This window comes from Kitasatospora sp. P5_F3, assembly GCF_054049135.1.
The window spans coordinates 203,194-228,700 of sequence record NZ_JBFUMY010000010.1; the positions used below are offsets into that span (position 1 = coordinate 203,194).

A 25,507-nucleotide genomic window follows, 5' to 3' on the forward strand; every position below is an offset into this window, starting at 1 on the left:
CGAAGCCCCCGTTCCTCTGGCCTTTGCGGAGATTGCAGCGTCCTCCGCCTCAGCTCACAGCCACCCAGTTCGGACAGCTGCCGCCCCTAGCCGCAGGGCGTATTTGCGCAGTTCAGAGCAGCCCAAAGAAGGGCCAGAAGCTCGTCAGCCTCGCCATGCGAGACATGTTGAACATGTCTCTTACGATGACGTGAGAGTGACGCTGCGTCAAGTCCTTCGTTTGGTTGGGCCGGAGAGCTTCCCGACCGCGCATCACTAGATTCGCCCGTTGGGCCATGTCGAGATACGGCGGCACTGGACGGCTTCAGCCCGACCTCGCTACGGTCAAGTCGTCCCGCATCGTCCAAGCGGCACAACTTCGTCCAGGGGAGGGCGAGATGGCCAACGAGAGACTCCGAGGCGCAATCCTGGCCAGTGGCCTGACGGTCGAGCAGATCGCGGACAGGCTCGGCGTCAGCGCGCGCACGGTTGAACGGTGGGTGGAGGCCAAGGACCAGCGCCGTCCATACCGACGCTTTCAGTACGCCTTGGCGAACCTGCTGAAGCGCGATCTGTCTGAGCTCTGGTCAGACGAACAGACCAGCGCTGAAACCATCGAGGCGGGCAGGGCGGAGTTGGTCACGCTGTACCCGCATCGCGCGGTCGTCCCGAAGGAGCTGTGGACCTCGCTCTACGCCGGCGCGAGGCGACAGTTCGACCTGGCGGTCTATGCAGGCTTCTGGTTGTCCGAAGACCCGCTCTTCTTCCGGCTGATCCGAGAGAAGGCGGGTGAAGGTGTGCCTGTGCGGCTCATGCTGGGCGACCCCGACTCCGCTGGCGTGGCCCAGCGCGGTGAGGACGAGGGCATCGGCCCAGCGATGGCAGGCAAGATTCGCAACGCGCTGGCCAACTACGCACCGCTGTTCGGTGTGCCAGGAGTTGAGTTCCGGCTCCACTCGACCACGCTCTACAACTCCTTGTACCGGGCCGACGACGACATGCTCGTCAACGGCCACGTCTACGGCGTAGGCGCCTACCTTGCGCCTGTTCTCCATCTCTCGCAGGTCCCAGGCGGTGAGCTGTTCAGCACCTACGCGGCGAGCATCGAGCGAATCTGGGAGAGTGCTCGGACGATCACATCTCCTGCGTTCGCGAGTGAGGCAGCATGAGCCGCGTCGACTACTACCACGATCCGGAAGCGCCGCCGGCTAACTCGGTCGTCCCGTCGGTGACCGCAGTGGTCACAGACGAGACCGGACGGCTGCTGCTGATTCACAAGACGGACAACAACCTCTGGGCACTTCCCGGGGGCGGTCACGACGTCGGAGAGTCCGTTGCCGAGACCGTAGTGCGTGAGGTCCGGGAGGAGACGGGTATCGACGTCGAGGTCATTGCGGTCACAGGGCTGTACACGGACCCCGACCACGTCATGGCGTACGACGACGGCGAGGTCCGGCAACAGTTCTCGATCTGCTTCCGGGCCCGCCCGATCGGCGGTGCCCTTCGTACCAGCGAGGAATCAAAAGAGGTCCGCTGGGTAGCCCCAGCGGACCTCGGAGACCTGGAGATTCACCAGTCGATGAGACTCCGGATCAAGCACGGCCTTGAGCCCGAGAGGGTCCGGCCGTACATCGGTTAGGCCCTCTCGTCCGTTCGAGCGAGTCGGCGCTCCACCCGCTCTGCGGCGGCGTGGATCTCGGGTTCGGCGCGGCGAATGAACCGCCCGACGATACTGTCCGGGCCGTACCGGCCCACGATCTCGGCGACCCTTGCCGGGGTCGTGGTCGAGGTGCCGTCAGGGGTGGTCGTCATGTCGCAGTAGATCAGCGCGTCGACCAGGCGGGGTTCCTCCAGAGGGAACTCGGTTTCCAGCTCCTGGCGGAGACCGCGCTCCTCTGCTTCGAGCAGTGCGCACGAGTGGTGGGCCACGAGGCGGACGATGCGCTCGTCCACCTTCTCGACCTGACGCAGGAACCGTGCCCCGTCCAGCGGGTGAAAGCCAGTGTCGCTGATACGAGGGGAATAGCCGATGTCGTGGAGCACTGCGGCGGCTTCCAGCAGTTCGGCGTCCGGGCCGAGGATCGGAGCCAACGAGCGGGCTCGGTCGGCTACCCCCTTGGAATGGGCCCAGCGGCGAGGGAGGTCGTCAGAGAGCAGGGATTCGGCGAGGTCGTAGGCCCACACAGTTGAGGTCCGTTCTGAAGCGGGGACGTGTCAGTTGTGGTTGGTCGGCAGTGCCCGAACGTGCCGGCCCTTGCCGTGGCGAGCCTCTAGGACTCCTGCGCCTTCGAGTTGAGCGAGTGCCCGACGGACGGTGCCACGCGATGCGCCCGTCAACGCGCAAAGGTCCTTCTCGGACGGGAAGCTGTCGCCAGCCGTGAGCTTGTCCGGTCCGATCAGGGCGGTGAGCTGGTCGAGGATGGGCGGCTTGCCGTCTTGGCCGGCGACCATCCAGCCAACCCCAGGCTGAGACTTGATGAGCCCCTCGCTCGCGAGCACATCCAAGGCCCTTTTCACGGTGGTTCGCGCGACGCTGTGAGTCCCCATCAGCTCCGCCTCGGACGGCAGCGCAGTCATCTGAGAGCCACCGATGATCTCTGCGCGCAGTGCGTCGGCAATGCGCAGGTACGTGCCGCGCGGGCTCCGCTCGGACACTGGCCACTCCTTCCGTACGATCGATTCCTGACCAGGATGGACGATGAGAGCGTACGGTGACCAGCTTCCCTGAGGAGCCGAAGCCCCTGGCCGTCGGGGGGTGAGGGCGCTGGTGTGGAACATGCGCGGAACGCTCAGAGCCTGGAGGTAAGCGCGCAGATGAGCGGCAATAGCCGCGATGCGCTTGAAAGTTGGTGTGGACTCACCGTCACCGGAGCTCAGCGTTCACGCGCTCCGCGACACTGGTCCCGACCAGCAGGGCTGGTCGGGGACCGGTGTCGCACTGAGCGGGTGATGGGTGATCAGATCAACATGCCATCACTGCCCTCCCAGCGTTGGCTGGCTCCAGGAAGCGGCCGAGGCAGCAGTGTTGCGCAGAGATCTTCTCTGCGACGTCAAGGCCGCGCGCGGCCTCCGCCGCTCGCCGTCGGTCTTGCCTTCGCCCCGCTTCGGCGGCGACCGGCCGCGCCAGGCGGAGGAACGGTTCGAGGGTGGCCCAACCCCGCCGTGGCTGGCGGCGGGTGGTTCCACGGTTTTACCCACCTGTCCGGACCGGGACCCGCACCGAACAAGACCGGGGGGCCACTCGGCCAAATTGCGGTCAGGCCCAAAAGCCCTGACCGAGACGCGATGAGCTTGCGGCCCCCCGATCACGCTCGGACCCAGACCAGACAGCACACCGGCCAAAACCGCTCCACCACCCGCTGGATGCCGCTACCGTGAAACAGGAGCATCCAGCACAATGCGGACTGGTGCACGCCATTCGATGATGGTCTAAAGTTGGCCAACAAGATTCCAGGCGATGGCGCGCCTCCTGTTCTTCATTGTAGAAGGGGAAAAATGAAACCTTGGTCTGTGCAATGGAACAACTTTCGAGGCTTCTCTAGGCCTACATCGCTAGACTTTCCGCGCCTTACTCTTCTAATTGGAAGGAATAATGTCGGGAAGACGTCGGCATATGCTCCGCTGTTGATGCTCCGGCAGACGCTGGAGGCCAGGAATCCCCGAACTGCCCTGCTGACAAGCGGCGCCATTTTTGATGCCGGAACATATCGGGATCTAATTACGGATCACAATTCCGAAAAAAAGCTCACCTTTTCCATTGGGCTGGATTCAGAGAGCTTCTTCGGTCAACGGCGGCAAAGGGTTGCAGTCCCCCGTGCCTTGGAGGTCTCCTTCTCTGAAGGCGGCGGGGGTGAGATTGCTCTGTCAAAGTATCGAGTGGTGGATTCGGGCAATGCATCGCTTATTATGCGATCGCTTCGTGCGGACGGCACCTATAATGTGGCGTCACCAATTCTTCCCACGTCCGAATCGATCGGCAGGCCACTGCGGGAGGTTTCGGGACTCAGGAAGGCTCTCCGAGAAGAGCGCCCAGAAGGGTTCCTCTTTAGTGGATATGGCGCGCTAGGGATGCCGAGCTCATGGCGGGAAGATGAGGATCGGTGGAAAAAGTCTAGGCACTGGTATGTGGCAGCAAATGATCTCGTGGATCTCCATATGGATGTCAATAATGAGATCGAGAACCGCCTGAAGTCAATTTCCTATCTGGGCCCGCTAAGGTCGCTCCCTAAGCGGACCTATCGGGTTTCTGCGGAGCCCCCAACCGACGTCGGCCGCGATGGAGAATTTGCCCCAGAGCTCCTTTTTCGTAGGGCAGATGATGAGGTTCACGAGTCAGTCAATCGCTGGCTGCAGGCTCTCGGGTATGGAAAGTTGGTGTTCTCTGCGCCAGCAGAGGATTTCTTCCAGGTTCACCTTCGCCCGGAGGGGAGATCTACGACGGAGGTAAACCTCGCGCACTGCGGAATTGGACTATCGCAGCTCCTTCCGATGCTCGTTCAAGGCGCTATTACGCCAGTCGGCGGAACCTTGATCTCGCAGCAGCCCGAGATTCATCTAAACCCTGCCCAGCAATGCCAGGTATCGGACTTTCTCATTGAGACGGCAGTACATGGGAAGAGGGTGATTGTAGAGACGCATAGTGAGCACGTTCTGCTGAGAATTAGAAGGAGGATTGCTGAGGGGAGGATCGACAGTGGTGACGTTGCAGTTTACTTCCTTGACAAGGAAGAGGGTCGCACTGTAATTGAAAGAATCCCTATGGGGGGCATGGCGGAGGTCGAGCCATCCGCATGGCCAGTGGGGTTCTTTGAAGAGCAGCTTGAAGATTCTTTTGCGCTCGCTGTGGCTCAGTCGAGAAAGAAGCGCGCGTGACTAGGGAAATCTCCGAGATCTGCGCGACTGATTTTGTAATAGATACAAACGTGCTAGCTCACTCCTGCCGTGATGATTATCCGCTGTACGATTCGGCTTTCGCTCTTGTGGCGTGGATTGCTGAGCAGAAAGGTGCAGCTTGGGTGCTGGATGACAACGGCAAGAAGGCCCCTGCGATAGAAACAAGCACTCTTTATGCAGAGTATCTCGCGACTCTTCCACCGCAGAGCCTCCCATTGATACTCCTGGCGCGATACATGCGTTTTGGGATGGTTGGGTTTTCCCCGCGGCCGGACCAGAAGCTACGCGAGGGGATCAGATTATTGATCCCGAGAAACAAGAAAGACCAAGTGGTTCTTGGTGCGGCTGCGGGGTCTGTCGACAGGGTGCTCTTCAGCAACGACGAGGACGACTTCTCCTACGATGTGAGGCAAGAGGTCGCTGAAAGCATCGATGTTCTGATCCTGTCTTCGGACGAGGTTCATGGGACTTCCCCGGGCAGCTAGATAGTCGGCAACGCCGACGCAGGTAGGGATTTATCAGGCTGGGCCATGAGGAGAGGCGCAGTGGCTGCGGCGCCTCTAGGCAGCCACAGGCTGGGCGTTGCGGGTGCGCTTGGACGAAGGCAAGCAGTCGCGGCAAGTCGAGCCCGTGGACGCATTGGAAGTCCGTCGCAGGTGCACTTCCTTCCCTGGCAGGAGGGTGCTCGGCCGAACTTATGAGTCCGTCGTCAGTAGTGGATGACCGGCCTGTGGGCGATGAGCGTGGCCTGATCTAGAGCCGCAGTCCGAACGAGCGGGGCGAGGTGAAGATGGGCTGGTACCAGTTTCGCTACCTAATCAAGGCTCGCGGCGCTGGCCCGCCGCTCGCCGTCGCTCCTCTCTTCGCCCCGCTTCGGCGGCGCCGGCCGCGCCAGGCGGGGGAAGGTGGGTGGGTGGCGAGACCCGCCGGGGCCGGGGCGAGTGGCTGGCCGCTGCGGTGCAGTACGTTCACTACACACTGGAGACGGCGACAAGGGGACGGCATGGCCGTGTGGGGCCGCAGCGAGCAAGAGTGGGATCAACTTGTCGAGGCCGGGTACAAGTTCCTCGTGGAGCGGGCGCGACTGCACAAGGTGACCACGTACACCGAGTTGAACGCGACCCTGATGAGGCGTACGGGTTTCGGGGGCTTTGACTTCGAGCGGCCCGATGAGCGCGCCGCGATGGGGCATTTGCTCGGACTGATCGTTGAGCGGGACGTGCCGGACAACTCACGGCTAATGATCTCTGCGCTGGTGAACTATCTGGGCGATAACAACGCTGGCCCTGGTTTCTACGAGCTTGCTCGACGGCGCGGCCTCCTTCCGAAGGGAGCCTCGGAGTCGGCCAGGCTAGAGTTCTGGGTGGGGCAGATGAATGCTATTTACGACCGGCATGCCCAGGGCTGAATACCGGTCGTGGACGAGGCTGATGGGTCGCCTGTGTGCTATCAGTCCTCGTGGCCTTGGATGTTGAAAGGAGGCGATGGTGACGGCACAACCTGGGCACCTACGTGAAGAGACTTGCATACGTCTCAATTGTCTTTAGAAGCTCATAGGAGATCTGGCGGACAGACGCGGCCACCATATTGCCGCTAAGGGGCAGATTGGCGCCGCTGTAGAAGAAGATGAACCCGAGCCCGTTGTGCTTAGCAAGGCTTTCATATGCAGCATTCAGGTTCGGGTCAACGTGTGCCCCGCCTTCCTTGTTTGCCATAGTCAGGACGAATTTCTTCCTGCACCATAGCGTGCCATCGGAATCACGCGCGATGTCTTCAGTCCACCATGCGTCGAAGGTAGCAGGCGGGTTGATCCGGTTGGGCGGAAGCGGGAGCCTATCGAGCGGCGGGACGTAGGAAGCTCCCACCCCTGCTGTCACCTGCATAATGACAAGCCCGGGCGAACTCGGCAATAGGTTGGTCGGGTCGATGTGGTAGGCCGTGTCCATGAAGGTCATCTGATGCTTCACGCCGAGCTGGTCAAGCAATGAGTGGCTCTGCTGTGTGTTGTGAAGCAGTACGCGCAGGGCCACGGCGAGGCGCTTCGCCTCAGCTTCGAAACCCTCATCGAACGAGGCTGACGACGCCTTCAGAAAGCTGAGATTCTCCTCAAGCAGCATAAGGAGGTCCGATCGGTCTCGCTGTGGCACTGTGATCCTTTCGGCCCGATACCTCTTGGCGGGGCAAGCGTACCGAGATGAGCCGGACCAGGACGCTATCTAGATGAACGGATCGCCACTCGGGCAGGCGCTCTCCGGGCGTCAGGGACTACGCCGGGCCGTCTGTGGGCCGTGCGAGGCGAACCGAGGGCAACCGGCGACGACAGTCGCCGACGGCTCGATCCCAGGTCCGGAGCGTGCGGCCGGGTAGAGCCGCACGTCGATCGGACGGCTCGTCAGTTCCTGCGCAACAAGCGCCAGGAGTGGGAGGAGTACCGCTCCGAGGTCACGCCGTTCGAGCTGCGGAAGAACCTCCAGGTGCTGTAGCCCAGGTCAGCGGGTTTCACCGAACGTAAGAGGGCTCCGGCTCAGCGGATCATCACCGCTGAGCCGGAGCTTTCTTGGTCTCTCAAGGGGCGGCTGGCGGCGCAAGTGGTCAAGTTTGGAGCAGAGATTCCAAACGGGGTCGCTTACCTTCCCGAAGGCACCACCATCGGGGACCTTCCCCTCCCCCACCTGTTGCAGCCTCACCACGAGGCCAGCTGGGCGCTCCCGCTGGACATGGCTCAGGCAATGGTCTCCGCCGCATCCGGAACTTGGCCGGACAAGGACTTGAGTCGGGTGCGGATGTTCGTTCAGGTAGCGGGCCGCCAGAAGATCTACGCCAGGGGCTCTCTTCGCCTCTCCGCAGACTAGGCAGTCAGTCCACTGGGAACCCAGCCGTGCCACAGCCATGCCAGATCGTGCGGTACGTAGCGGTCAGTCAGAGCCCTTGGCGGACTGGTTAGTCGACCCCAGCCAAGGCCGCGTTCGTGCAGGTCGCTCATTGTGAGCACCTCCCGCCCTCCGGAGGCGGTGGTGTCGGCGTCGACCGTTATGGTCCGACCATGATGATCAGACCGTCTAGGACTTGGCGCGAAGGCGTAGCCGAGGAGGCGCGCGAGCTTGCAGCAGGCACTCTTGATCCCGAGCAGGCCTACATGGCGAGCCTCTTTCCGGAGGCGCTTTCGGCCGCCACAGATGCCGTCCTCCAGGACTTCGAGACTGACGTTCGTGCGCTCGCAGAACCATCGGACGAGCAAGTCTTGGAGGTGGTCAAGCGCGTAGTGCTCGCGTTGAACGCCGTCAACGAGTCTTTCGATCATGCCGCCTACGAGACCGGCGAGCGAGAGCAACTGTGCGACTACATCGACCAGGTGCTAGCGAACAGCGGCAATGACGTTTCAGCGCTTACAGCGCGCCACGGCATAGACCGACATGCGATCACGGATGAGTGGCGTGACTGGTGACAGCGATGCGCAGGCCAGCAAGCGCTGTTGTGAGCGTCTAACTGCGCCACAACGGGGGCGCACAGCGAGGTACTTCCACGGACACTCACGGACTATCAGCACAGGTCAGTGGCACTACGTGCCCAGGTCGATCAGGTGTCCGAGTTGCTTCGGGGCGAAGAGGCCCGATCATCATGATCCGGACCAGTGGCGGACCACGAGCGGTGGGCTACCAACTGATGGCACGTCAGAGTTGCTCCGCTCAGCGGACTGTAATCTGTCGATGCTGTGGTGCAGCCTGGAGCTGTGTCACAGTCGCGCCAGAACAGGTGGTACGTGACGGGCAGTCGGCGGGAGGACCGGATGACGGAGGGCGCGGCCGGTTCGGTGGGCGGTAGGAAATAGGGCTGCCGGACGGAGCGGGGGCGCGCCTAGGATCGGGTTCATGATGTCGCGAAGGTCGGATGCCGCGTAAGGCCCCGCGTGTGGTGCGTGCCGCTCTGACTGATCGTCTGGAGCGTGGTGCGGTCAGTTTGCTGTTGATCGGTGTCTGTCCTGGGATACCGCTGTGTGGTGCCGTGCACACGTATCTCTTTGTCGACGGCCTCGACCTGATCACGCGGAGCAATGCTCACGCGGTCGGTGGCCCTCCGAGTCAGTTGCTCAGGCCCGGCGGGCCGCTCTACCCGACGGACCGGGCCCGGACTGTGGGTGTGGCGGTCCAGGATGAGGCGTCCGGCGGGGAGGCGGGGGTTGAGGTCCGGATCCGGTTGCGGGGCAAGGTCGTCATCTGGAGCGATCTGATGTACCCCGGCGTCGACGGCGGGGTAGTTGGGGAGGTTCGCTTCGACCTGCGTCAGTACCTGGCCGAGATCGAGCGGGGCTACGCGCGATGGGGCCGTCGCAACGGCAGTCGATCGTCGGAGGTCGGTTGACCAGGGTGATGTCACTTCGGCTGGAAGGTGTTCAGGACGGTGGCGAACTGCTGCTGGGTGGTGGTCAAGTCCCCCTCCGGCGAGGCCAGGTAGATCGCGTACTCGGTGCCGTTCGTCGCGACGAACGCTTGGTCGACCGCGTGTCGCGGGCCGCGTTTGGCGTCGGTCCAGCTGAACTCCCACAGGGCGCCGTAACTGCCCTGGTAGACGTTCGCCTGCAGGGTGATCCGCTGGTAGTCGGTCTGCTGGCCGACGGTCTGTTCCAGTTCCAGGAAGTGTGCCTCGGAGCTCTGCGTTGCGCCGGGGCCGATGCCGAAGCGGAGCAGGTGGAGCCCGCCGTCGGGTGAGTAGTCGATCTGGCCGCCGGTCTCGGTGCGGGTCCAGTTCTGCGGGACCGCGACGCGGAAGCCGGCCGGATCGTCCACCCAGCGGAAGCCCGCCGGTGCCGCCGGTACGGTCGGCGCGGCGGAGGTCGGCGGCGAGGCTTTGGGTGGGCTGGACGGCGGTTGTGAGGTCGGCGTCTGCGAGATGGGGGGCTGGGTTATCGGGGCKGGGGTCGTCGGTGGTTGAGAGCTCGGCGGGGTGGTCACAGGGGCGACGACGGTTGTGTTCTGGGCAGCGTCCTCCGAGCCGCTGTTGACCACCGCGAACACCACACCACCGGTCAGGAGCGCAGCCAGTACGGCGCCCCCGACGACCAGCAGGGTTCGGCGACGGCGGCCGTCGCCGGGCGGGCCCGGGGGACTCGGGGCAGGGGGAGCCGGAGGCGGCGGTGTGGGGCCCGGTGCCGGGGGCAGCTGGATCGGGGTCGGGGGTGTGGTCTGGGTCGGGGCGTGGGGCTGGGTCGGGTGGGTGCCCGTGCCTGTGCCGGTGAGTGCGGTCTCGGCGAGCATGGCCAGCGCCTGGTCCGCCGTTGGGCGTTCGGCCGGGTCCTTGCGCAGCAGTGCCTCGATGACGGGAGCGAGGGCGCCCGCGTGCCGGGGTTCGGGGAGCGGGTCGGCGATCACCGCCTGGAGGGTACCCATGGTGGTGGTGCGGTGGAACGGTGACTGGCCCTCCACCGCCGCGTACAGCGTGGCGCCCAGGGACCACAGGTCGGACTCGGGGCCGGGGCGGTGGCCGTTGACCCGCTCCGGGGCGACGTAGTCCGGCGAGCCGACGATGTCGCCGGTGCGGGTGAGTCCGGGCGCGCCCTCCAGCAGGGCGATGCCGAAGTCGGTGAGCACCGCCCGACCGCCACGTTCCAGCAGTACGTTGGCCGGCTTGACGTCCCGGTGCAGCACGCCGTGCCGGTGTGCCTGGTCGAGCGCCGCGAGCATCTGCTCGCCGACCTTGGCGGCGTCGCGCGGGAGCAGGGTGCCCTCGGAGTCGATCACGTCGGCCAGGGAACGGCCGTCGATCAGCTCCATGACGATCCACGGCCGACCGTCCTGTTCCAGCACGTCGTAGACCGTGATCACCCCGGGATGCTTGATCTTCGCCGCCGCCCTGGCCTCCTGCTGCATCCGGGAGTTGAGAGTGGGCAGTTCGCGCTCCGGGATGCCGCTGACGCTCAGCTCCTTGACGGCGACCAAGCGTTCCAGTTTGGTGTCCCGGGCCTTCCAGACGGTGCCCATCCCGCCGCGCCCCAGCTGCTCCTGCAGCAGGTAGCGGTCGGCCACCACCCGGCCGACGTCGGGCGCACCATCGTCCTGAGAGCTCATGCCGAACCCACTGTCCGTCCCATGGTGTCCCCGAGCTGCTCCTCCCAGTCTGCTGCCGCACGCCGTCCGGCGCGCCCCGGGCGGCGCGGCGCCGGTCGAGCTGCCCCCCGATCAGACCGTGCGGAGAGAAGGGCCAGATTGAGCAGTCGTCAGATCGTCAGGCCGGACGGGCCTTTCAGGCCCGTTCCGCCGCGAGGAGCTCGGCGACGATCTCGGTGCCGAGGGCGTAGGCCGGTACACCGGCGGTGATGAGGGCGGTTTCGGTGACGCCGATCAGGTCGGTGAAGGTGGCGCCGGTGTGGAGGGCGCCCCGGGCATGGATGCGGGCCGGGGTGGGGTGGTTGAGGGCCAGGAGCTGGCCGAAGTGGACGAGTTGCTGGACCCGGGGGCCGAGCGGGTTGTCGGTCAGCACGATGTGGCGGAGGGCCGCGAGGGCGTCCTCGGTGGGGAGGCGGCCGAGGTGCTGGGCCAGCTGGAGGCGGTCCTCGACGCCTTGGGGGACGGTGCCGAGGGTGCCGCGGTAGCGGTCGCGGATGGCGTCGGCGGGGGTGTGGTCGGTCATGACGCGACCCGGGCGATCGAGGTGCGGACGGCTTCCAGGGCGCCGGCGGGGAAGTCCACCGCTCCGCCGAGGGCCACGGCGGCGAGCTCCGCCTCGGCGCTCTCCTCGATGGCGACGACCAGGTGGGCGGTGGCCGCCGAGTCGGGGCCGAAGACCAGCAGGCCGTGGTTGGCGAGCAGTACGGCGGAGGTGGTCGGGCGCAGCTCCAGGACCGAGGCGATACCGCGGACCGAGACGTCCGAACCGCGCGGGCCCCAGGGCACCACCGGGACGTCCTCGGGCTGGCCGAAGCGGAGCATCGGTTCGGTGCGGCAGGGCAGCGGCCGGTGGGCCACGGCGAAGGCGGTGGCGGCGGGGGAGTGGGTGTGGATGATCGCGCCCACCTGGGGGCGGGCGCGGTAGACGGCGCTGTGCATGGCGATGATCTCGGTGCTGACGGACCGTAGCTCGCCGGCCAGCAGCTGCCCGTCCAGGCTGACGGTCGCCAGCTGCTCGGGCCGCAGGCCGCGGACGAATCCCGGGGTCAGCAGGAAGCGGTCGCCGTCGAGCCGGGCGCTCAGGTTGGCGTGCCCGGAGTGGGACATCACCCCTGCCGTGAAGAGGCTCTCGGCGGCCTCGACGAGCTGGTGGGCCTGCTTGCTCACTGCTGCTGTCTCTGTCATCGCGGCATCTCCTTGGTCTGCTGCCGACGGTCGCCGATGCGCCGCTGTCCAGCTGCCGACCACTCTTCAACTTGCACTAAGGTTTAAGTCAAGCCGAGGCGAAGAGGGGTACGGAGAGTGCGATTGACGATCGGTCAACTCGCCCGGATCACCGATGTGCCCGCCTCGGCGATCCGGTTCTGGGAACGTCACGGTCTGCTGCCCGAGCCCGAACGTCAGGGTGGGCAGCGGCGCTATCCGCCGGAGGCCGCCGGGAGGATCGTGCTGCTGCGCAAGTGCCAGCAGGCCGGCCTCACGCTGGCCGAGATCCGCGAGTTCCAACGGGAGCAGCCGCACCGGCAGGCGATGATCCGCAGCAAGATCGCCGAGGTCGAGCAGCGCATGGTCGATCTCGACCACGCCCACCAGCTCCTGACCCACGCCCTGCAGTGCGGGGAGGAGGACATCGTCAGGTGCCCGAAGTTCGGGGAGCAGATGGCGGCATGGCGGACGCCGGACACGCCGCAGTGACCTCGGCGGGGGTGCGTACTCCGGCGGCCCCGGCGGGAGGTTGACGGTGGGTCAGGCCACCCCGGGCGACGCACTCACTGATGGCGGTATGTGTTTAGCCAGTGACGGAGGGTTGTGTTCCGATGGATTCTGTCCACCCTCACTGGCAGGCCGCGACGGAACGCGCGGCTCCCGATCCGAGAGGCCCACATGCCCCCCACCGTTAGTCGCGCCGTCGGCGCCCGTCGGCTGGCGCGTCGCGCCGGTATCGCGGGTGCGGCCCTGGTCGCGGTCGCGGCCCAGCTCCTGACCAGCCCGATCGCGGACGCCCGTGGTTCGGGCGGGCAGCACCGGGTCGGCGACGACGTGCTCCAGCAGAACGTGCTGCCGATGAGTACCCGGTTCAGCGAGCAGTTCCACGGTTCGATCACCCGGATCAGCAACTCGCTGATGACCTGTGACGAGACCAAGCCGCCGCTGGACCCGGCGCAGCCGCCCTGTGAGCAGGCCAGGACCGGTGAGGGTTCGCGGCCGATCAACAACAACTACTACATGAAGTACGTCAATATCGACCCGGGCACCATCGGTCCGCTCGGCGACGAGATCTACTCCGCCAGCTCGGCCGACCTGGGGCTGCTCCCGGACTCGACGGTGAAGTACGCCCGGCTGTACTGGGGCGGCACCCGGGGCATCGAGGGCACGGTGCTGCCGGAGAGCCAGATCGACGAGGTCTACCTCAAGCTGCCGGGCGACAGCACCTACACCAACATCGCCAACGACCAGCCGTCGATCGGGTACATCACCACCGAGGCGGAGAGCAGCTACCAGGCCTCGGCGGACATCACCGACATGGTGAAGGCGAAGGGCAACGGCACCTACACCGTCGCCAACATGGACTCGGTGGTGAAGCCGCACAGCTGGGGCGGCTGGACGATCGTGGTCGCGTACGAGAACCCGTGCAAGCCGCTGCGGCACATCCACCTCTGGGACGGCTTCGTCCCCGAGCTGCCGGACAGCCCGGAGATCAGCCTGAAGCTGGACGGCCTGGTCACGCCCGCCGTCGGTGAGCTGCACGCCAAGCTCGGCTACGTGGTCTACGACGGCGACCTGAAGTGGACCGGCGACACCTTCTTCGCGAAGTCCACCACCGGGCCGAAGACCGAGTTCACCGACCAGAACCACTTCTCCAACGACGCGTTCAACTCCACCATCGAGGAGCTGACGCCGGCCGACCAGTTCGTCCGGGTGCCGTACAACCGGAACAACTTCGGCTACGACTCCAACCGTTGGGACATCTCCCACATCCTGCGCAACGGTGACACCGACATCACCGCGACGGTGGACACCGACAAGGACGGCTACAACCTGGGCGTCTTCTACGCCTATGTGAACCTGGACGCGTCGAACGAGGGCTGACCCTCCGTCACCTGCCGCGCTCCCGGTCCTCGGGGGCGCGGCAGTCGCGTTCCCGGGCCGGTCCCGCCACGCAGGCGGCGCTCCAACGGCCGTTCCACCCAACGGAACAGGGCTCCCGCCACGGCCAGGCTGCCGCCGGCCAGCAGCAGCCAGACCGCGAGGGTGGCGGCGCCCGAAGCCGGGCGGCCGGAGAGGGCCAGCCAGGTCCGGAAGCCGATCTCGTGCACCAGGTACCAGGCGAACGACCAGTCGCCCAGCCGGACCGACACCCGATGCCCGAAGCCGCTGCCGCCGCGCAGGTCGGCCTGGGCGGCGGCGGTGATCAGCAGCGCGAACAGCGGGGCGGAGAGCAGCTGCGCGGCGGAGTAGGGCCCGTACCAGAGGCTGTCCGGGACGGCCCGGTGCCAGGGGATCAGCGCCGCGTGGAAGAGGGCCACCGCCAGCACGGCGGGGCGCAGCGGCAGCGGGCGGACCAGGCCGCGCCGGAGCGCCAGGGCGGCTGCGGCGCCGAGCACGAACTGCGGGGTCCGGCTCAGCGGGAGGTAGTCCAACAGCCAGCTGCGCAGCGCCGGTTCGGGCAGCAGGGCGCCGGCGAGCCAGAGCAGGACGCCGAGCAGCGCGCAGCCCGCCAGCACCGGTCCCGGCCGGCGCCGGGCCAGGGTCGGCAGCAGCAGCGGGAAGAGCAGATAGAACCAGGCCTCGTCGCCGAGCGACCAGCCCGCCGGGTTGCCGCCCATCACCATCCCGTGCAGCCAGGGGTGCAGCAGCGGCAGCGACCAGAGGGCGGCCGCCAGCGGGACGGCGGCGCCGATCGCGGCGTACACGGCCAGCGAGACGGCGGTGGTCAGCACGTGCAGCGGCCAGATCCGGGCCAGCCGGCGGCGGTAGAACACCAGCGCGGGCACGGGGGAGTCGGCGTACGTCCAGGCCAGCACGAAGCCGGAGAGCACGAAGAAGAAGGTCACCCCGCTGCGGCCGTACCAGGCCAGCGGGGAGATCAGCGGCAACTCACCCAGCTGGCGGGAGAGGTGATAGAGCACCACCAGCAGGGCGGCCCAGAAGCGCAGTCCGGTGAGGGAGGGGAGTCGGAGGGGCACACCTGGGTTAACGGGTGACCGGGTGGCGGAGTGACGGGACGTCGGCCACGGCCGCCGGGCCCTCGCACACGTACGCTCGTATCGAACACGTGCGGGTGCTCGGACAGGTACGGGTGGCAGAGAGGCGACCGTGGTGGCGGAGCGGAGCAGTCGGCTGGAAGTACGCCTGGTGCGGCGGGGGTTCTCCGACCCGCAGGCCGCCGTCGGGCTGCTCGGCGAGCCCTGGCTGCACGATCTCGCGGACGACCCGGTGCTGCTGGACGCGCTCGGCACGACCGCCGATCCGGACCTCGCGCTGCTCGGCCTGGGCCGGCTGCTGGAGGCGCTCGACCCGGCCGAACGGCACACCCTGCGGGACACCCTGACCAGCTCCAAGCCGCTCCGCGACCGGCTGCTCTCGGTGCTCGGCGCCTCCACCGCGCTCGGCGACCACCTGGCCAGGCACCCGCGCGACTGGCACGCCCTGGTCACCTTCGAGCTCCGGGACATCCACCCCGGCACCGAGGACTTCCGGCGCGAACTGCAGCGCCGGATGCGGACCGCCGGCACCGACCAGGCGGACGCGCTGCGGATCGCCTACCGGCGCTGTCTGCTGACCATCGCCGCCCGGGACCTGAGCGGCACCACCGACCTGACGCAGGCCGCCGCCGAGCTGGCCGACCTGGCCGGCGCCACCCTGCAGACCGCGCTGGAGATCGCCACCGAGGAGGATCCGGAAGCGGCCGGGCGCTGCCGGCTCGCGGTGATCGGCATGGGCAAGTGCGGCGGCCGCGAGCTGAACTACGTCTCCGACGTGGACGTGATCTTCGTTGCCGAGCCGTGCGAGGGGGGCGAGGAACACCTGGCGATGCAGGCAGCCACCCGGCTGGCCGCCCGGCTGACGCGGCTCTGCGCGGACACCACCGGCGAGGGCACCATCTGGCCGGTGGATGCCAACCTGCGCCCTGAGGGCCGCAACGGCCCGCTGGTCCGTACCCTGGCCAGCCACCTGGCGTACTACCAGCGCTGGGCCAAGACCTGGGAGTTCCAGGCCCTGCTGAAGGCCCGTCCGGTGGCGGGCGACGCCGAGCTCGGCGCCGCGTACGCCGAGGCCACCGGCGCGCTGGTCTGGCAGGCCGCCGAGCGGGACAACTTCGTCGCCGACGTCCAGCAGATGCGCCGCCGGGTGGTGGACGCGATCCCCGCCCGCGAGCTGGACCGGCAGCTCAAGCTCGCCCCCGGCGGGCTGCGGGACGTCGAGTTCGCGGTGCAGCTGCTGCAACTGGTGCACGGCCGGACCGACCCCCGGCTGCACAGCCCCACCACCCTGCAGGCGCTGGAGGCGCTCAGCGCGGGCGGCTACGTCGGCCGGGCCGACGCGGCCTCGCTGGACGCGGCGTACCGGTTCCTGCGCGCGATGGAGCACCGGATCCAGCTGCACCGGCTGCGCCGGACCCACCTGATGCCCACCGACCCGGCCGACCTGCGCCGGCTGGCCCGGTCGCTGGCCGCCCAGATCAACGACGACACCAGGGCCGACCCGGTGGCGGCGCTCCAGCGGGAGTGGAGGCGGCACGCGGTCGAGGTCAGGCGGCTGCACGAGAAGCTGTTCTACCGCCCGCTGCTGGACGCCGTGGCCGAACTGCCGACCGGCGCGATCGGGCTCTCCACCCAGGCGGCCAAGGCGCGGATGGAGGCGCTCGGTTACGCCGACCCGGCGGCCGCGCTGCGCCACCTGACCGCACTGGCCTCCGGGGTGAGCCGAAAGGCCGCGATCCAGCGGACCCTGCTGCCGGTGCTGCTCGGCTGGTTCGCCGACTCGGCCGACCCGGACGCCGGGCTGCTGAACTTCCGTCAGGTCTCCGACGCGCTCGGCCGCACCCCCTGGTACCTGCGGCTGCTGCGGGACGAGAGCGCGGCCGCCGAGCAGCTGGCCCGGGTGCTCTCGGCCGGGCGGCTGGCCCCCGACCTGCTGCTCCGGGCCCCCGAGGCGGTGGCCATGCTCGGCGACCCGCAGGGCCTGCTGCCGCGCGGGCGGGTCGCGCTGACCCAGGAGATCCAGTCCGCCGTCGGCCGGGCCGGATCGGCCGCCGACGGGGTCGCGGCAGCCCGCGCGGTCCGCCGCCGGGAGCTGTTCCGAACCTCCGCCGCGGATGTGCTGGGCCGGTTCGGCGAGGAGCCCGGTGCCGCCGTGGACGCGGCGGGTGAGGCGCTGACCGTGCTGAACGCCGCCACCCTGCAGGGTGCGTTGCGGGCCTGCGTGGCCGAGTGGGAGAGCGCCAACGGCGAGCTGCCGACCAGGCTGGCGGTGATCGCGATGGGCCGGTTCGGCGGGCGCGAGATGGGCTACGGCTCGGACGCGGACGTGCTCTTCGTGCACGAGCCGCTGCTCGGGGTGCTGGACCAGGACGCCGCCAAGGCCGCGTTCGCGGTCTGCAACCAGTTGCGGACGCTGCTGGCCTCGCCGTCCACCGAGCCGCCGCTGCTGGTCGACGCCGACCTCCGGCCCGAGGGCCGACAGGGGCCGCTGGTGCGGACGCTGGGCTCGTACGAGGCGTACTACCGGCGGTGGTCGCACGTCTGGGAGTCCCAGGCGCTGCTGCGGGCCGAACCGGTGGCCGGTGACCCCGAGCTGGGGGAGCGGTTCCGGGCGCTGATCGACCCGCTGCGCTACCCCGGGGCCGGGGTGCCGACCGCGGACCTGCTGGAGATCCGGCGGATCAAGGCCCGGATCGAGGCCGAGCGGCTGCCGCGCGGGGCCGACCCGACCACCCACACCAAGATCGGCCGGGGCGGTCTGGCGGACGTGGAGTGGACCGTGCAGCTGCTCCAGCTGCAGCACGGGCACGTGGTGCCGGGGCTGCGGACCACCCGGACCCGGGCCGCGCTGGCGGCGGCGGTCGAGGCCGGCCTGGTGTCGGCGGAGGACGCGGCGGTGCTGGACGCGGCGTGGGTGCTGGCGTCGCGGGTGCGCAGTGCGGTCATGCTGGTCCGCGGCCGAGCGGGGGACAGCTTCCCCGGGGAGGCCCGCGAACTGGCCGGCGTGGCCCGCTACCTCGGCTACGGCTCCGGCCACACGGGCGAGCTGGTCGACGACTACCGCCGCACCACCCGCCGGGCCCGGGCCGTCGTGGAGGAGCTCTTCTACGGCTGAACCATTCTGCAGGGCCCAAGGTTGCACTATCCAGGGGCTCGGGGAACCGCGACGCCGACCTCAGGAAACGTTGCACCTGTGTGGGTGGTCAGGCACTTTCGCAGACCCGCAGCGCCTGCAGAAGGCTAGTGGTCGACCTTGGTGAGAGCCCACTGTTCCGGGACGGTCAGGTCGTGTTCGCGCTCGCCGCGCTTGCGGGGCAGCTGGTAGACCCAGACGTGGTAGATCACGCGGGCGGCCGCGAAGCCGAGGGCCAGGCAGAGTGCGCCGCCGACCGCGTCCATCCAGAAGTGGTTGGCGGTGGAGACGATCACCACCAGGGTGGCGGCGGGGTAGAGCAGTCCGAGCACCCGGACCCAGGGCGTGCGGGCGAGGCAGAAGATGGTCAGCCCGCACCAGAGCGACCACCCGATGTGCATCGAGGGCATCGCCGCGTACTGGTTAGAGACGCTGGCCCCCGCGCCGGAGGCCATCGAGCCCCAGGTGTCGTGCACCTTGACGGTGTCGATGAAGCTGCCGCCGGTCATCAGGCGGGGCGGGGCCAGCGGGTAGAAGTAGAACCCGACCAGGGCCAGGCCGGTGGTCACGAAGAGCACCGTGCGGGCTGCCGCGTAGCGGCCGGGGTGGGAGCGGTAGAGCCAGACCAGCACGCCTATGGTCACGATGAAGTGCAGCGTGGCGTAGTAGTAGTTCATCCCGACGATCAGCCAGGTGACCGAGTCGACCGCATGGTTGACGCCGCGTTCGACCGCGATGCCGAGGTGCTGCTCGATGTCCCAGATCCAGCTCGCGTGCCGCTGGGCGATGACGTCCTGCTCGGGCACCGCGTTGCGAACGAGCGAGTACAGCCAGTAACTGACCCCGATCAGCGCGAGCTCGAACCAGAGCCGGGGCCTGGCCGGCGTGCGGCGCTGGTCGCGGATGCGGCCGCGCACGGCGGCGCTGGTGGACTGGGCGGCGCGGGTGGCTCCGTCCGGCCGGTGGCTCGTACGGCCCTCGTCCGGGACGGAACCGGCCTGCGCCGCTGCCTGGCCGCCTGCGGCGTCGGCTGCGAACTGCTCGGTCGATTCCCCCATGGGCGAGAAGTCTGCCAGACGGCTCGTGGCCGTCTGCTCATCCTGCGGTAGTGGATTCTTCACCGCCTGTCCCCCTTCCGGGGTACGGGGCTGGGTACCGGGGTCTGACATGGGGTCCATTGTGACTCGTTCGAGGGCGCTCGGTCGACGCGGCCCCCACCTCGGCGGTCGGCAGGCAACGGTTCGGTCAAGACCACGACTGCAACCTTTTCTGCATCTTGCTGAAACATTTTGCAGCCGCTAGCGTCCAGCCACCCAACGACGTCCAGCCGCCTTCAAGGGAGCCCGCAGTGGCCGAAGCCCAGCCCCGCCGCCCACGGAGCACGACCACCTACCGACGGCCCGGCCGTACGGCCGTCCTGATCGCCGCCTCACTGCTGGCGACCGGGCTGGGGGCCGCCCCGCTGGCGATGGCCGCCCCGGCGGGGCCGCCCTCGGACCGGGCGATGGCCGGGCAGGCGGACCGGCACGACCTGACCCGGGAACAGTTCTACTTCGTGCTGCCGGACCGGTTCGCCAACGGCGAGGCGAAGAACGACACCGGCGGTCTGACCGGATCCCGGCTGGAGACCGGCCTCGACCCGGCCGACAAGGGCTTCTACCACGGTGGTGACCTGCAGGGCCTGATCGACAAGCTGGACTACGTCCAGGGCCTGGGCACCACCGCGATCTGGATGGCCCCGCTGTTCAAGAACCGCCCGGTGCAGGGCACGGGGGCGGACGCCTCGGCCGGCTACCACGGCTACTGGATCACCGACTTCACCCAGGTCGACCCGCACTTCGGCACCAACGCCCAGCTCAAGGAGCTGATCGCGAAGGCGCACCGGAAGGGCATCAAGGTCTTCTTCGACGTCATCACCAACCACACCGCCGACGTCGTCGACTACACCGAGGGGAAGTACGACTACCGCTCGGCCGGCGCCTACCCGACGCTGGACGCCGACGGGAACCCGGTGGACGAGACCGCGATCGCCGACGCGGCCGCCCAGTGGCCGAAGATCGGCGCGAACTCGTTCCCCTACACGCCGTCCTTCCGCAGCGCGGCGGACCAGAAGGCCAAGACCCCGTCCTGGCTGAACGACCCCGCGCTCTACCACAACCGGGGCAACTCGACCTTCGTCGGCGAGTCCTCGACCGAGGGCGACTTCTCCGGCCTGGACGACCTGGACACCCAGAACCCCCGGGTGGTCGAGGGCATGAAGCAGATCTACCAGACCTGGGTGAAGGAGAGCGGGGTCGACGGCTTCCGGATCGACACCGTCAAGCACGTCAACATGGCCTTCTGGTCGCAGTGGGCCCCCGCGCTCAAGCAGTACGCCGCCGAGCGCGGCAACCAGGACTTCTTCATGTTCGGCGAGGTCTACTCCGGCGACCCGTCGGTCACCGCGCCGTACGTGACCAAGGGCAAGCTGCAGGCCACCCTGGACTTCGCGTTCCAGGAGAGCGCCCGCAAGTACGTCTCGCAGGGCGGCTCGGCCAAGGCACTCGCCGAGCTGTACGCGCAGGACTTCCGCTACACCACGGCCGACACCAACGCGTACGAGCTGCCGACCTTCCTCGGCAACCACGACATGGGCCGGTTCGGCAGCTTCCTGCAGAGCGACAACCCGGGGGCCTCGGCCGAGCAGCTGCTGCAGAAGGACCGGTTCGCCAACGAGCTGATGTTCCTGACCCGGGGTCAGCCGGTGGTCTACTACGGCGACGAGCAGGGCTTCACCGGCGCGGGCGGCGACAAGGACGCCCGGCACGACATGTTCGCCTCGAAGACCGGCTCCTACAACACCGACACCGTGATCGGCGGCAGCAAGGGCCCGGCCGACCGGTACGGCCAGGGCGGCGCGCTGTACCAGGGGATAGCCACCCTGGCGGGGCTGCGCAAGGCGCACCCGGCGCTGGCCGACGGCGCGCAGATCGAGCGGTACGCGGCGGACGGCGCGGGCGTCTACGCGTTCTCCCGGATCGACGCCGGACAGCAGGTCGAGTACCTGGTCGCGGTCAACAACTCGGCCGAGCCGAAGACCGTCACGCTGGACACCTTCTCGGCGGGCATGGACTTCAAGCAGCTCTACCCGAGCACGGGGGCCAAGACCACCAGCGGTGCCGACCGCAAGGTCACCGTGACCGTCCCGGCCTACTCCTCGGTGGTGCACCAGGCGGCCGGGAAGCTCGCCAAGCCGGGCGCCGCGCCCCAACTCGCCCTGAAGGCACCCGAGAACGGCTCGACCGGCACCGTCACGGTCGGCGCCGAGGTGCCGGGTGGCGGCTTCAACCGGGTCTCGTTCGCCGCGCAGGTCGGCAACGGCCCCTGGCAGCAGCTCGGTTCGGCCGACAACGGAACGTACCGGGTGACCCAGGACCTGACCGGGGTCGCGCCCGGCACCGTGGTCCGGTACAAGGCGGTGGTCAAGGACTCCGGCGGCAACCTCCGTTCCGCCACCGGGAGTTTCACCACCGGGACCCCCGCGCCCAAGCCCGCGCCGAGCGCCACCTCGCGCCCGTACGCGGTCGTGCACTACCAGCGGAAGAACGCCGACTACGACGGCTGGAACATGTACGCCTGGGGCGACCTGGCCGACGGCGAGTCCACCCCCTGGCCGGACGGCCACGGCTTCACCGGGCGGGACGCCTACGGGGCCTTCGCCTACGTGAAGTTGAAGTCCGGCGCGGCCGACGTGGGCTTCGTGGTGGAGAAGGGCGGCACGAAGGACGGCGAGGCCGACCGGCACATCGACCTGGGCGCCACCGGTGAGGTCTGGGTCAAGGAGGGCGACCCGAACGTCTACACCAAGAACCCCGACCCGGCCGTCCCGGTGCCCGCCGACACGGCGGTGATCCACTACTACCGGGCCGACGGCAAGTACGACGGCTGGGGTCTGCACGACTGGACCGGCGCGGCCACCCCGACCGACTGGGGCAACCCGCTGCTGCCCGCCAGAAAGGACGCCTACGGCGCGGTCTTCGAGGTGCCGCTGGCCGCGGGGGCGACCAGCCTGAGCTACATCCTGCACAACGGCAACGACAAGGACCTGCCCAACGACCAGTCACTGAACTTCGCCACCAGCGGCCGGGAGATCTGGCTGATCGGCGGTCAGGAGGGCCACCTGCTGCCGCAGGCGGCCGGCAGCTCCGCGCAGCTCGACCTCTCCTCGGCCCGGGCCCAGTGGATCGACGCCAAGACTGTGCTGGTTCCGGCCAACTTCGGTGCGGCGGACAGCGCGTTGGCGGGTGGCACCAGCGCCCAGCTGATCTACGACGCCGACGGCGGCCTCACCGTGGACAAGGGCGTGCTGAACAAGCCGGGCCAGTGGATCCGGCTCACGCCGGGCACCCTGACGGAAGCTCAGAAGGCCAAGTACCCGCACCTGGCGGGCTACCGGGCCTTCACCGTGGACAGCCGGGACGCCGGGCGGATCACCAAGGCGCTGCGCAGCCAGCTGATCTTCACCGAGCACCTGCCGAGCGGCGCGGCGCTGGCCGCCACCGGCGTGCAGATCCCCGGTGTGCTGGACGACCTGTACGCGGCCAAGGCCGGCAAGGCCCAACTCGGCCCGGTCTACCGGAAGTCCGACGGCTGGGACTGGTGGGGTGACGACCGTGAGGTGACCCTGTCGCTCTGGGCGCCGACCGCCACCGAGGTCTCCGTCCAGCTCTTCGACGGGGCCACCGGCGGTACGCCGAGGACCGTGCCGCTGCGCCGGGACGAGGCGACCGGAGTCTGGTCGCTGACCCGGGACGCCGGGGAGCTGGACGGCAAGTACTACCTGTACCAGGTCAAGGTCTGGGCGCCGAGCGTCCGGCAGAACGTCACCAACCTGGTCACCGACCCGTACTCGGTGGCGCTCTCGGCCGACTCCAAGCGCAGCCTGGTGGCCGATCTGGCCGGCCGTGACACCAAGCCGCGCGGCTGGGACGGGCACCGCTCGCCGCAGGCGGTGTCGCCGAGCCGGCAGCAGATCCAGGAGCTGCACGTCCGGGACTTCTCCTCGGCGGACGCCACCGTGCCCGCCGCCGAGCGGGGCACCTACAAGGCGTTCACCGAGTCGAAGTCGGCCGGTATGCAGCACCTGCGTGAGCTGGCCGAGGCCGGGGTGACCACCATCCACCTGCTGCCGACCTTCGACATCGCCACCGTCCGGGAGAACCGGGCCGACCAGAAGCTGCCCGCCTGCGACCTGAACTCCCTTGCGGCGGACAGCGAGCAGCAGCAGGAGTGCGTGGCGGCGGTCAAGGCCGAGGACGCGTACAACTGGGGCTACGACCCGCTGCACTACACCGTGCCGGAGGGCTCGTACGCCACCGAGGCGACCGGTACGGCGCGCACCGTGCAGTTCCGCGAGATGGTGCAGGCGATGCACGAGGCGGGCCTGCGGGTGGTGCTGGACGTGGTCTACAACCACACCGCTGCCGCCGGCCAGGCCGAGCACTCGGTGCTGGACAAGGTGGTGCCCGGCTACTACCAACGGCTCAGCGACGCGGGCGCGGTGACCACCGACAGCTGCTGCGCGGACACCGCGCCGGAGCACGCCATGATGAACAAGCTGGTGGTCGACTCGGTGCTGACCTGGGCGAAGGAGTACCGGGTCGACGGCTTCCGGTTCGACCTGATGGGCCTGGACCCGAAGCAGACCATGCTGGACGTGCAGTCCGCGTTGCGCGGGCTCAGCAAGGAGCGTGACGGGGTCGAGGGGAAGGACGTCTTCCTCTACGGCGAGGGTTGGAACTTCGGGGTGGTCGCCAACAACTCCCGTTTCGAGCAGGCCAGTCAGCTGAACATGGCGGGCACCGGGATCGCCACCTTCAACGACCGGGTGCGGGACGCGGCCCGGGGCGGCAACTTCATGCTGAACTCGGCGCCCCAGCAGGGCTTCGCCTCCGGTCTGTACACCGACCCCAACGGGTCGGCCGCGAACGGGACTTCGGCCGAGCAGCAGGCCCGGCTGCTGCACCAGATGGACCAGATCAAGGTCGGGCTGACCGGCAACCTGGCGGGCTTCGGGTTCACCGACAGCAGCGGAAAGTCCGTCACCGGCGCGGGAGTCGACTACAACGGCTCCCCGACCGGCTACGCGGCCGACCCGGGCGAGGCGGTCGAGTACGTCGACGCGCACGACAACGCCGACCTGTTCGACGCACTGGCCTACAAGCTGCCGACCACGACCACCCCGGCCGACCGGGCCCGGATGCAGGCGCTCGGGCTCTCGCTCACCGCGCTGAGCCAGGGGCCCGGCTTCGTGCAGGCGGGCAGCGACCTGCTGCGCTCCAAGTCGCTGGACGCCAACTCCTTCGACTCGGGTGACTGGTTCAACTCGATCCAGTGGGACTGCACCAAGGGCAACGGCTGGGGCCGGGGGCTGCCGATGGCGGCCGACAACAAGGAGATGTGGCCGACCGCCAAGTCCCTGCTGGCCGACCCCCGGCTGACCGTCGGGTGCAACGAGATTCAGGCCACCGGTGCGCAGTACCGGCAGTTCCTCCGGATCAGGCAGTCCTCGCCGCTGTTCGCGCTGAGCAGCGCGGCGGAGGTGCAGCAGCGGCTGTCCTTCCCGCTGTCGGGGACGGCGGCCGAGGCGCCCGGGGTGATCACCATGCACCTGGACGGCACCGGCCTGCGGGGCGCGGAGCGGGGCATCACGGTGGTGTTCAACGCCACCCCGACCGCCCAGCAGCAGACCGTGGCCGGCCTGAAGGGCACCGGTCAGTCGCTGCACCAGGTGCAGGCGCAGGGGGCCGATCCGGTGGTGAAGGGCTCGTCCTTCGACCGTGCCACCGGCACGTTCACCGTTCCGGCCCGTACGGTCGCGGTGTTCGTACAGGGTTAGTTGGCTGAAAACAGTCGCCCGGCGGCTTCCGGTGGTGACACCGGAGCCCCGGGCGGCGCTGTTTCCAGGGGTCGGCCGTAGGGGGTGCGGGGAACCGACCGACCGTCCGGACGGGAGCGGCCTGGCGCGCTGTTCAGCGCCGATGGGGCGGATGCGAAGCGCGGCCGGGAACATGACAATCATCACCGCGAGGGGTCTGTCGGCTCGCTGATCTGACACTCCGTCAGGGTTCGGATGCCTGGGGCGGTTATCAGCCAAACCGTGGCATGCATCTGTCATTCATCACTCGTTTGCTGCCACGATTCCCCCGGCTGCAGAC

Annotated in this window: 19 protein-coding genes and 1 pseudogene; 12 read left to right on the forward strand and 8 right to left on the reverse strand. The window is 68.2% G+C overall.

Annotation, left to right across the window (positions count from 1 at the left end; all coding sequences use genetic code 11):
- Positions 1 to 377 precede the first annotated feature (377 nt).
- Together ACXJMZ_RS09095 and ACXJMZ_RS09100 are read left to right on the forward strand one after the other, a co-directional pair.
- Positions 378 to 1,148, forward strand: a complete 771-nt coding sequence (locus tag ACXJMZ_RS09095; RefSeq protein ID WP_457029463.1) for a helix-turn-helix domain-containing protein — start codon at positions 378 to 380, stop codon at positions 1,146 to 1,148.
- Complete coding sequence (locus tag ACXJMZ_RS09100) at positions 1,145 to 1,618, forward strand: NUDIX domain-containing protein (protein ID WP_457029464.1); 474 nt, start codon at positions 1,145 to 1,147, stop codon at positions 1,616 to 1,618. The genes ACXJMZ_RS09095 and ACXJMZ_RS09100 overlap by 4 nt, the downstream gene beginning before the upstream one ends.
- Here ACXJMZ_RS09100 and ACXJMZ_RS09105 read toward each other — a convergent pair.
- Both ACXJMZ_RS09105 and ACXJMZ_RS09110 read right to left on the reverse strand, forming a co-directional pair.
- Entirely contained in the window at positions 1,615 to 2,163 is a 549-nt protein-coding gene (locus ACXJMZ_RS09105) for an HD domain-containing protein (protein WP_457029465.1), read from the reverse strand. The two genes, ACXJMZ_RS09100 and ACXJMZ_RS09105, sit on opposite strands and share 4 nt — an antisense overlap.
- Before the next feature lie 30 nt (positions 2,164 to 2,193).
- Positions 2,194 to 2,634 (reverse strand): GntR family transcriptional regulator, encoded by a 441-nt coding sequence (locus ACXJMZ_RS09110; protein ID WP_457029466.1) that lies wholly within the window; start codon positions 2,632 to 2,634, stop codon positions 2,194 to 2,196.
- A gap of 969 nt (positions 2,635 to 3,603) precedes the next feature.
- Here ACXJMZ_RS09110 and ACXJMZ_RS09115 point away from each other — a divergent pair.
- The 3 genes from ACXJMZ_RS09115 to ACXJMZ_RS09125 all read left to right on the forward strand — a co-directional run bounded on the left by ACXJMZ_RS09115 (position 3,604) and on the right by ACXJMZ_RS09125 (position 6,280).
- A complete protein-coding gene (locus ACXJMZ_RS09115) occupies positions 3,604 to 4,851 on the forward strand; it encodes an AAA family ATPase (RefSeq protein WP_457029467.1) in 1,248 nt (415 codons plus the stop codon).
- On the forward strand, positions 4,848 to 5,357 hold the full coding sequence (locus tag ACXJMZ_RS09120) for a hypothetical protein (RefSeq protein ID WP_457029468.1): 510 nt from the start codon (positions 4,848 to 4,850) through the stop codon (positions 5,355 to 5,357). Before ACXJMZ_RS09115 ends, ACXJMZ_RS09120 begins: the two co-directional genes overlap by 4 nt.
- Positions 5,358 to 5,875: 518 nt before the next feature.
- Positions 5,876 to 6,280, forward strand: a complete 405-nt coding sequence (locus tag ACXJMZ_RS09125) for a hypothetical protein (RefSeq protein ID WP_457029469.1) — start codon at positions 5,876 to 5,878, stop codon at positions 6,278 to 6,280.
- Between the two features lie 100 nt (positions 6,281 to 6,380).
- On the opposite strand, the gene ACXJMZ_RS09130 is transcribed toward ACXJMZ_RS09125, so the two are convergent.
- Positions 6,381 to 6,989, reverse strand: coding sequence for a hypothetical protein (locus tag ACXJMZ_RS09130; RefSeq protein WP_457029470.1), 609 nt, complete (start codon positions 6,987 to 6,989; stop codon positions 6,381 to 6,383).
- A 279-nt stretch (positions 6,990 to 7,268) separates the two neighbouring features.
- On the opposite strand from ACXJMZ_RS09130, the pseudogene ACXJMZ_RS09135 reads away from it, so the two are divergent.
- From ACXJMZ_RS09135 to ACXJMZ_RS09145, 3 genes and pseudogenes are all read left to right on the forward strand, one after another.
- A pseudogene (locus ACXJMZ_RS09135) lies at positions 7,269 to 7,355 on the forward strand (glutamine synthetase); the annotation flags it as partial.
- 560 nt (positions 7,356 to 7,915) lie between these two features.
- Complete coding sequence (locus ACXJMZ_RS09140) at positions 7,916 to 8,317, forward strand: hypothetical protein (protein ID WP_457029471.1); 402 nt, start codon at positions 7,916 to 7,918, stop codon at positions 8,315 to 8,317.
- Positions 8,318 to 8,781: 464 nt separating this feature from the next.
- On the forward strand, positions 8,782 to 9,231 hold the full coding sequence (locus tag ACXJMZ_RS09145) for a hypothetical protein (protein WP_457029472.1): 450 nt from the start codon (positions 8,782 to 8,784) through the stop codon (positions 9,229 to 9,231).
- Positions 9,232 to 9,242: 11 nt separating this feature from the next.
- On the opposite strand, the gene ACXJMZ_RS09150 is transcribed toward ACXJMZ_RS09145, so the two are convergent.
- From ACXJMZ_RS09150 to ACXJMZ_RS09160, 3 genes are all read right to left on the reverse strand, one after another.
- Complete coding sequence (locus ACXJMZ_RS09150; RefSeq protein ID WP_457029473.1) at positions 9,243 to 10,934, reverse strand: serine/threonine-protein kinase; 1,692 nt, start codon at positions 10,932 to 10,934, stop codon at positions 9,243 to 9,245.
- Positions 10,935 to 11,109: 175 nt separating this feature from the next.
- The gene (locus ACXJMZ_RS09155; protein WP_457029474.1) at positions 11,110 to 11,496 is read right to left on the reverse strand and encodes a carboxymuconolactone decarboxylase family protein; all 387 of its coding nucleotides are present in this window, start codon (positions 11,494 to 11,496) and stop codon (positions 11,110 to 11,112) included.
- Positions 11,493 to 12,158, reverse strand: a complete 666-nt coding sequence (locus ACXJMZ_RS09160; protein ID WP_457029475.1) for a class II aldolase/adducin family protein — start codon at positions 12,156 to 12,158, stop codon at positions 11,493 to 11,495. Before ACXJMZ_RS09160 ends, ACXJMZ_RS09155 begins: the two co-directional genes overlap by 4 nt.
- A 117-nt stretch (positions 12,159 to 12,275) precedes the next feature.
- Here ACXJMZ_RS09160 and ACXJMZ_RS09165 point away from each other — a divergent pair, with 117 nt between their 5' ends.
- The gene (locus ACXJMZ_RS09165; RefSeq protein WP_457029476.1) at positions 12,276 to 12,668 is read left to right on the forward strand and encodes a MerR family transcriptional regulator; all 393 of its coding nucleotides are present in this window, start codon (positions 12,276 to 12,278) and stop codon (positions 12,666 to 12,668) included.
- Positions 12,669 to 12,857: 189 nt separating this feature from the next.
- Positions 12,858 to 14,063, forward strand: a complete 1,206-nt coding sequence (locus tag ACXJMZ_RS09170; protein WP_457029477.1) for a hypothetical protein — start codon at positions 12,858 to 12,860, stop codon at positions 14,061 to 14,063.
- On the opposite strand, the gene ACXJMZ_RS09175 is transcribed toward ACXJMZ_RS09170, so the two are convergent.
- The gene (locus ACXJMZ_RS09175; protein WP_457029478.1) at positions 14,030 to 15,160 is read right to left on the reverse strand and encodes an acyltransferase family protein; all 1,131 of its coding nucleotides are present in this window, start codon (positions 15,158 to 15,160) and stop codon (positions 14,030 to 14,032) included. The genes ACXJMZ_RS09170 and ACXJMZ_RS09175 overlap by 34 nt on opposite strands.
- 130 nt (positions 15,161 to 15,290) lie before the next feature.
- Between ACXJMZ_RS09175 and ACXJMZ_RS09180 the strand changes: the two genes are divergently transcribed.
- The gene (locus ACXJMZ_RS09180) at positions 15,291 to 18,293 is read left to right on the forward strand and encodes a bifunctional [glutamine synthetase] adenylyltransferase/[glutamine synthetase]-adenylyl-L-tyrosine phosphorylase (RefSeq protein ID WP_457029479.1); all 3,003 of its coding nucleotides are present in this window, start codon (positions 15,291 to 15,293) and stop codon (positions 18,291 to 18,293) included.
- Positions 18,294 to 18,418: 125 nt separating this feature from the next.
- Here ACXJMZ_RS09180 and ACXJMZ_RS09185 read toward each other — a convergent pair whose 3' ends face one another.
- Positions 18,419 to 19,369, reverse strand: a complete 951-nt coding sequence (locus tag ACXJMZ_RS09185) for a phosphatase PAP2 family protein (RefSeq protein WP_457029480.1) — start codon at positions 19,367 to 19,369, stop codon at positions 18,419 to 18,421.
- Between the two features lie 290 nt (positions 19,370 to 19,659).
- Here ACXJMZ_RS09185 and pulA point away from each other — a divergent pair, with 290 nt between their 5' ends.
- Positions 19,660 to 25,188 carry a pullulanase-type alpha-1,6-glucosidase gene (gene pulA / locus ACXJMZ_RS09190; RefSeq protein ID WP_457029481.1) on the forward strand — a complete coding sequence of 1,843 codons (5,529 nt, stop codon included), beginning with the start codon at positions 19,660 to 19,662 and terminating at the stop codon, positions 25,186 to 25,188.
- Positions 25,189 to 25,507 lie beyond the last annotated feature (319 nt).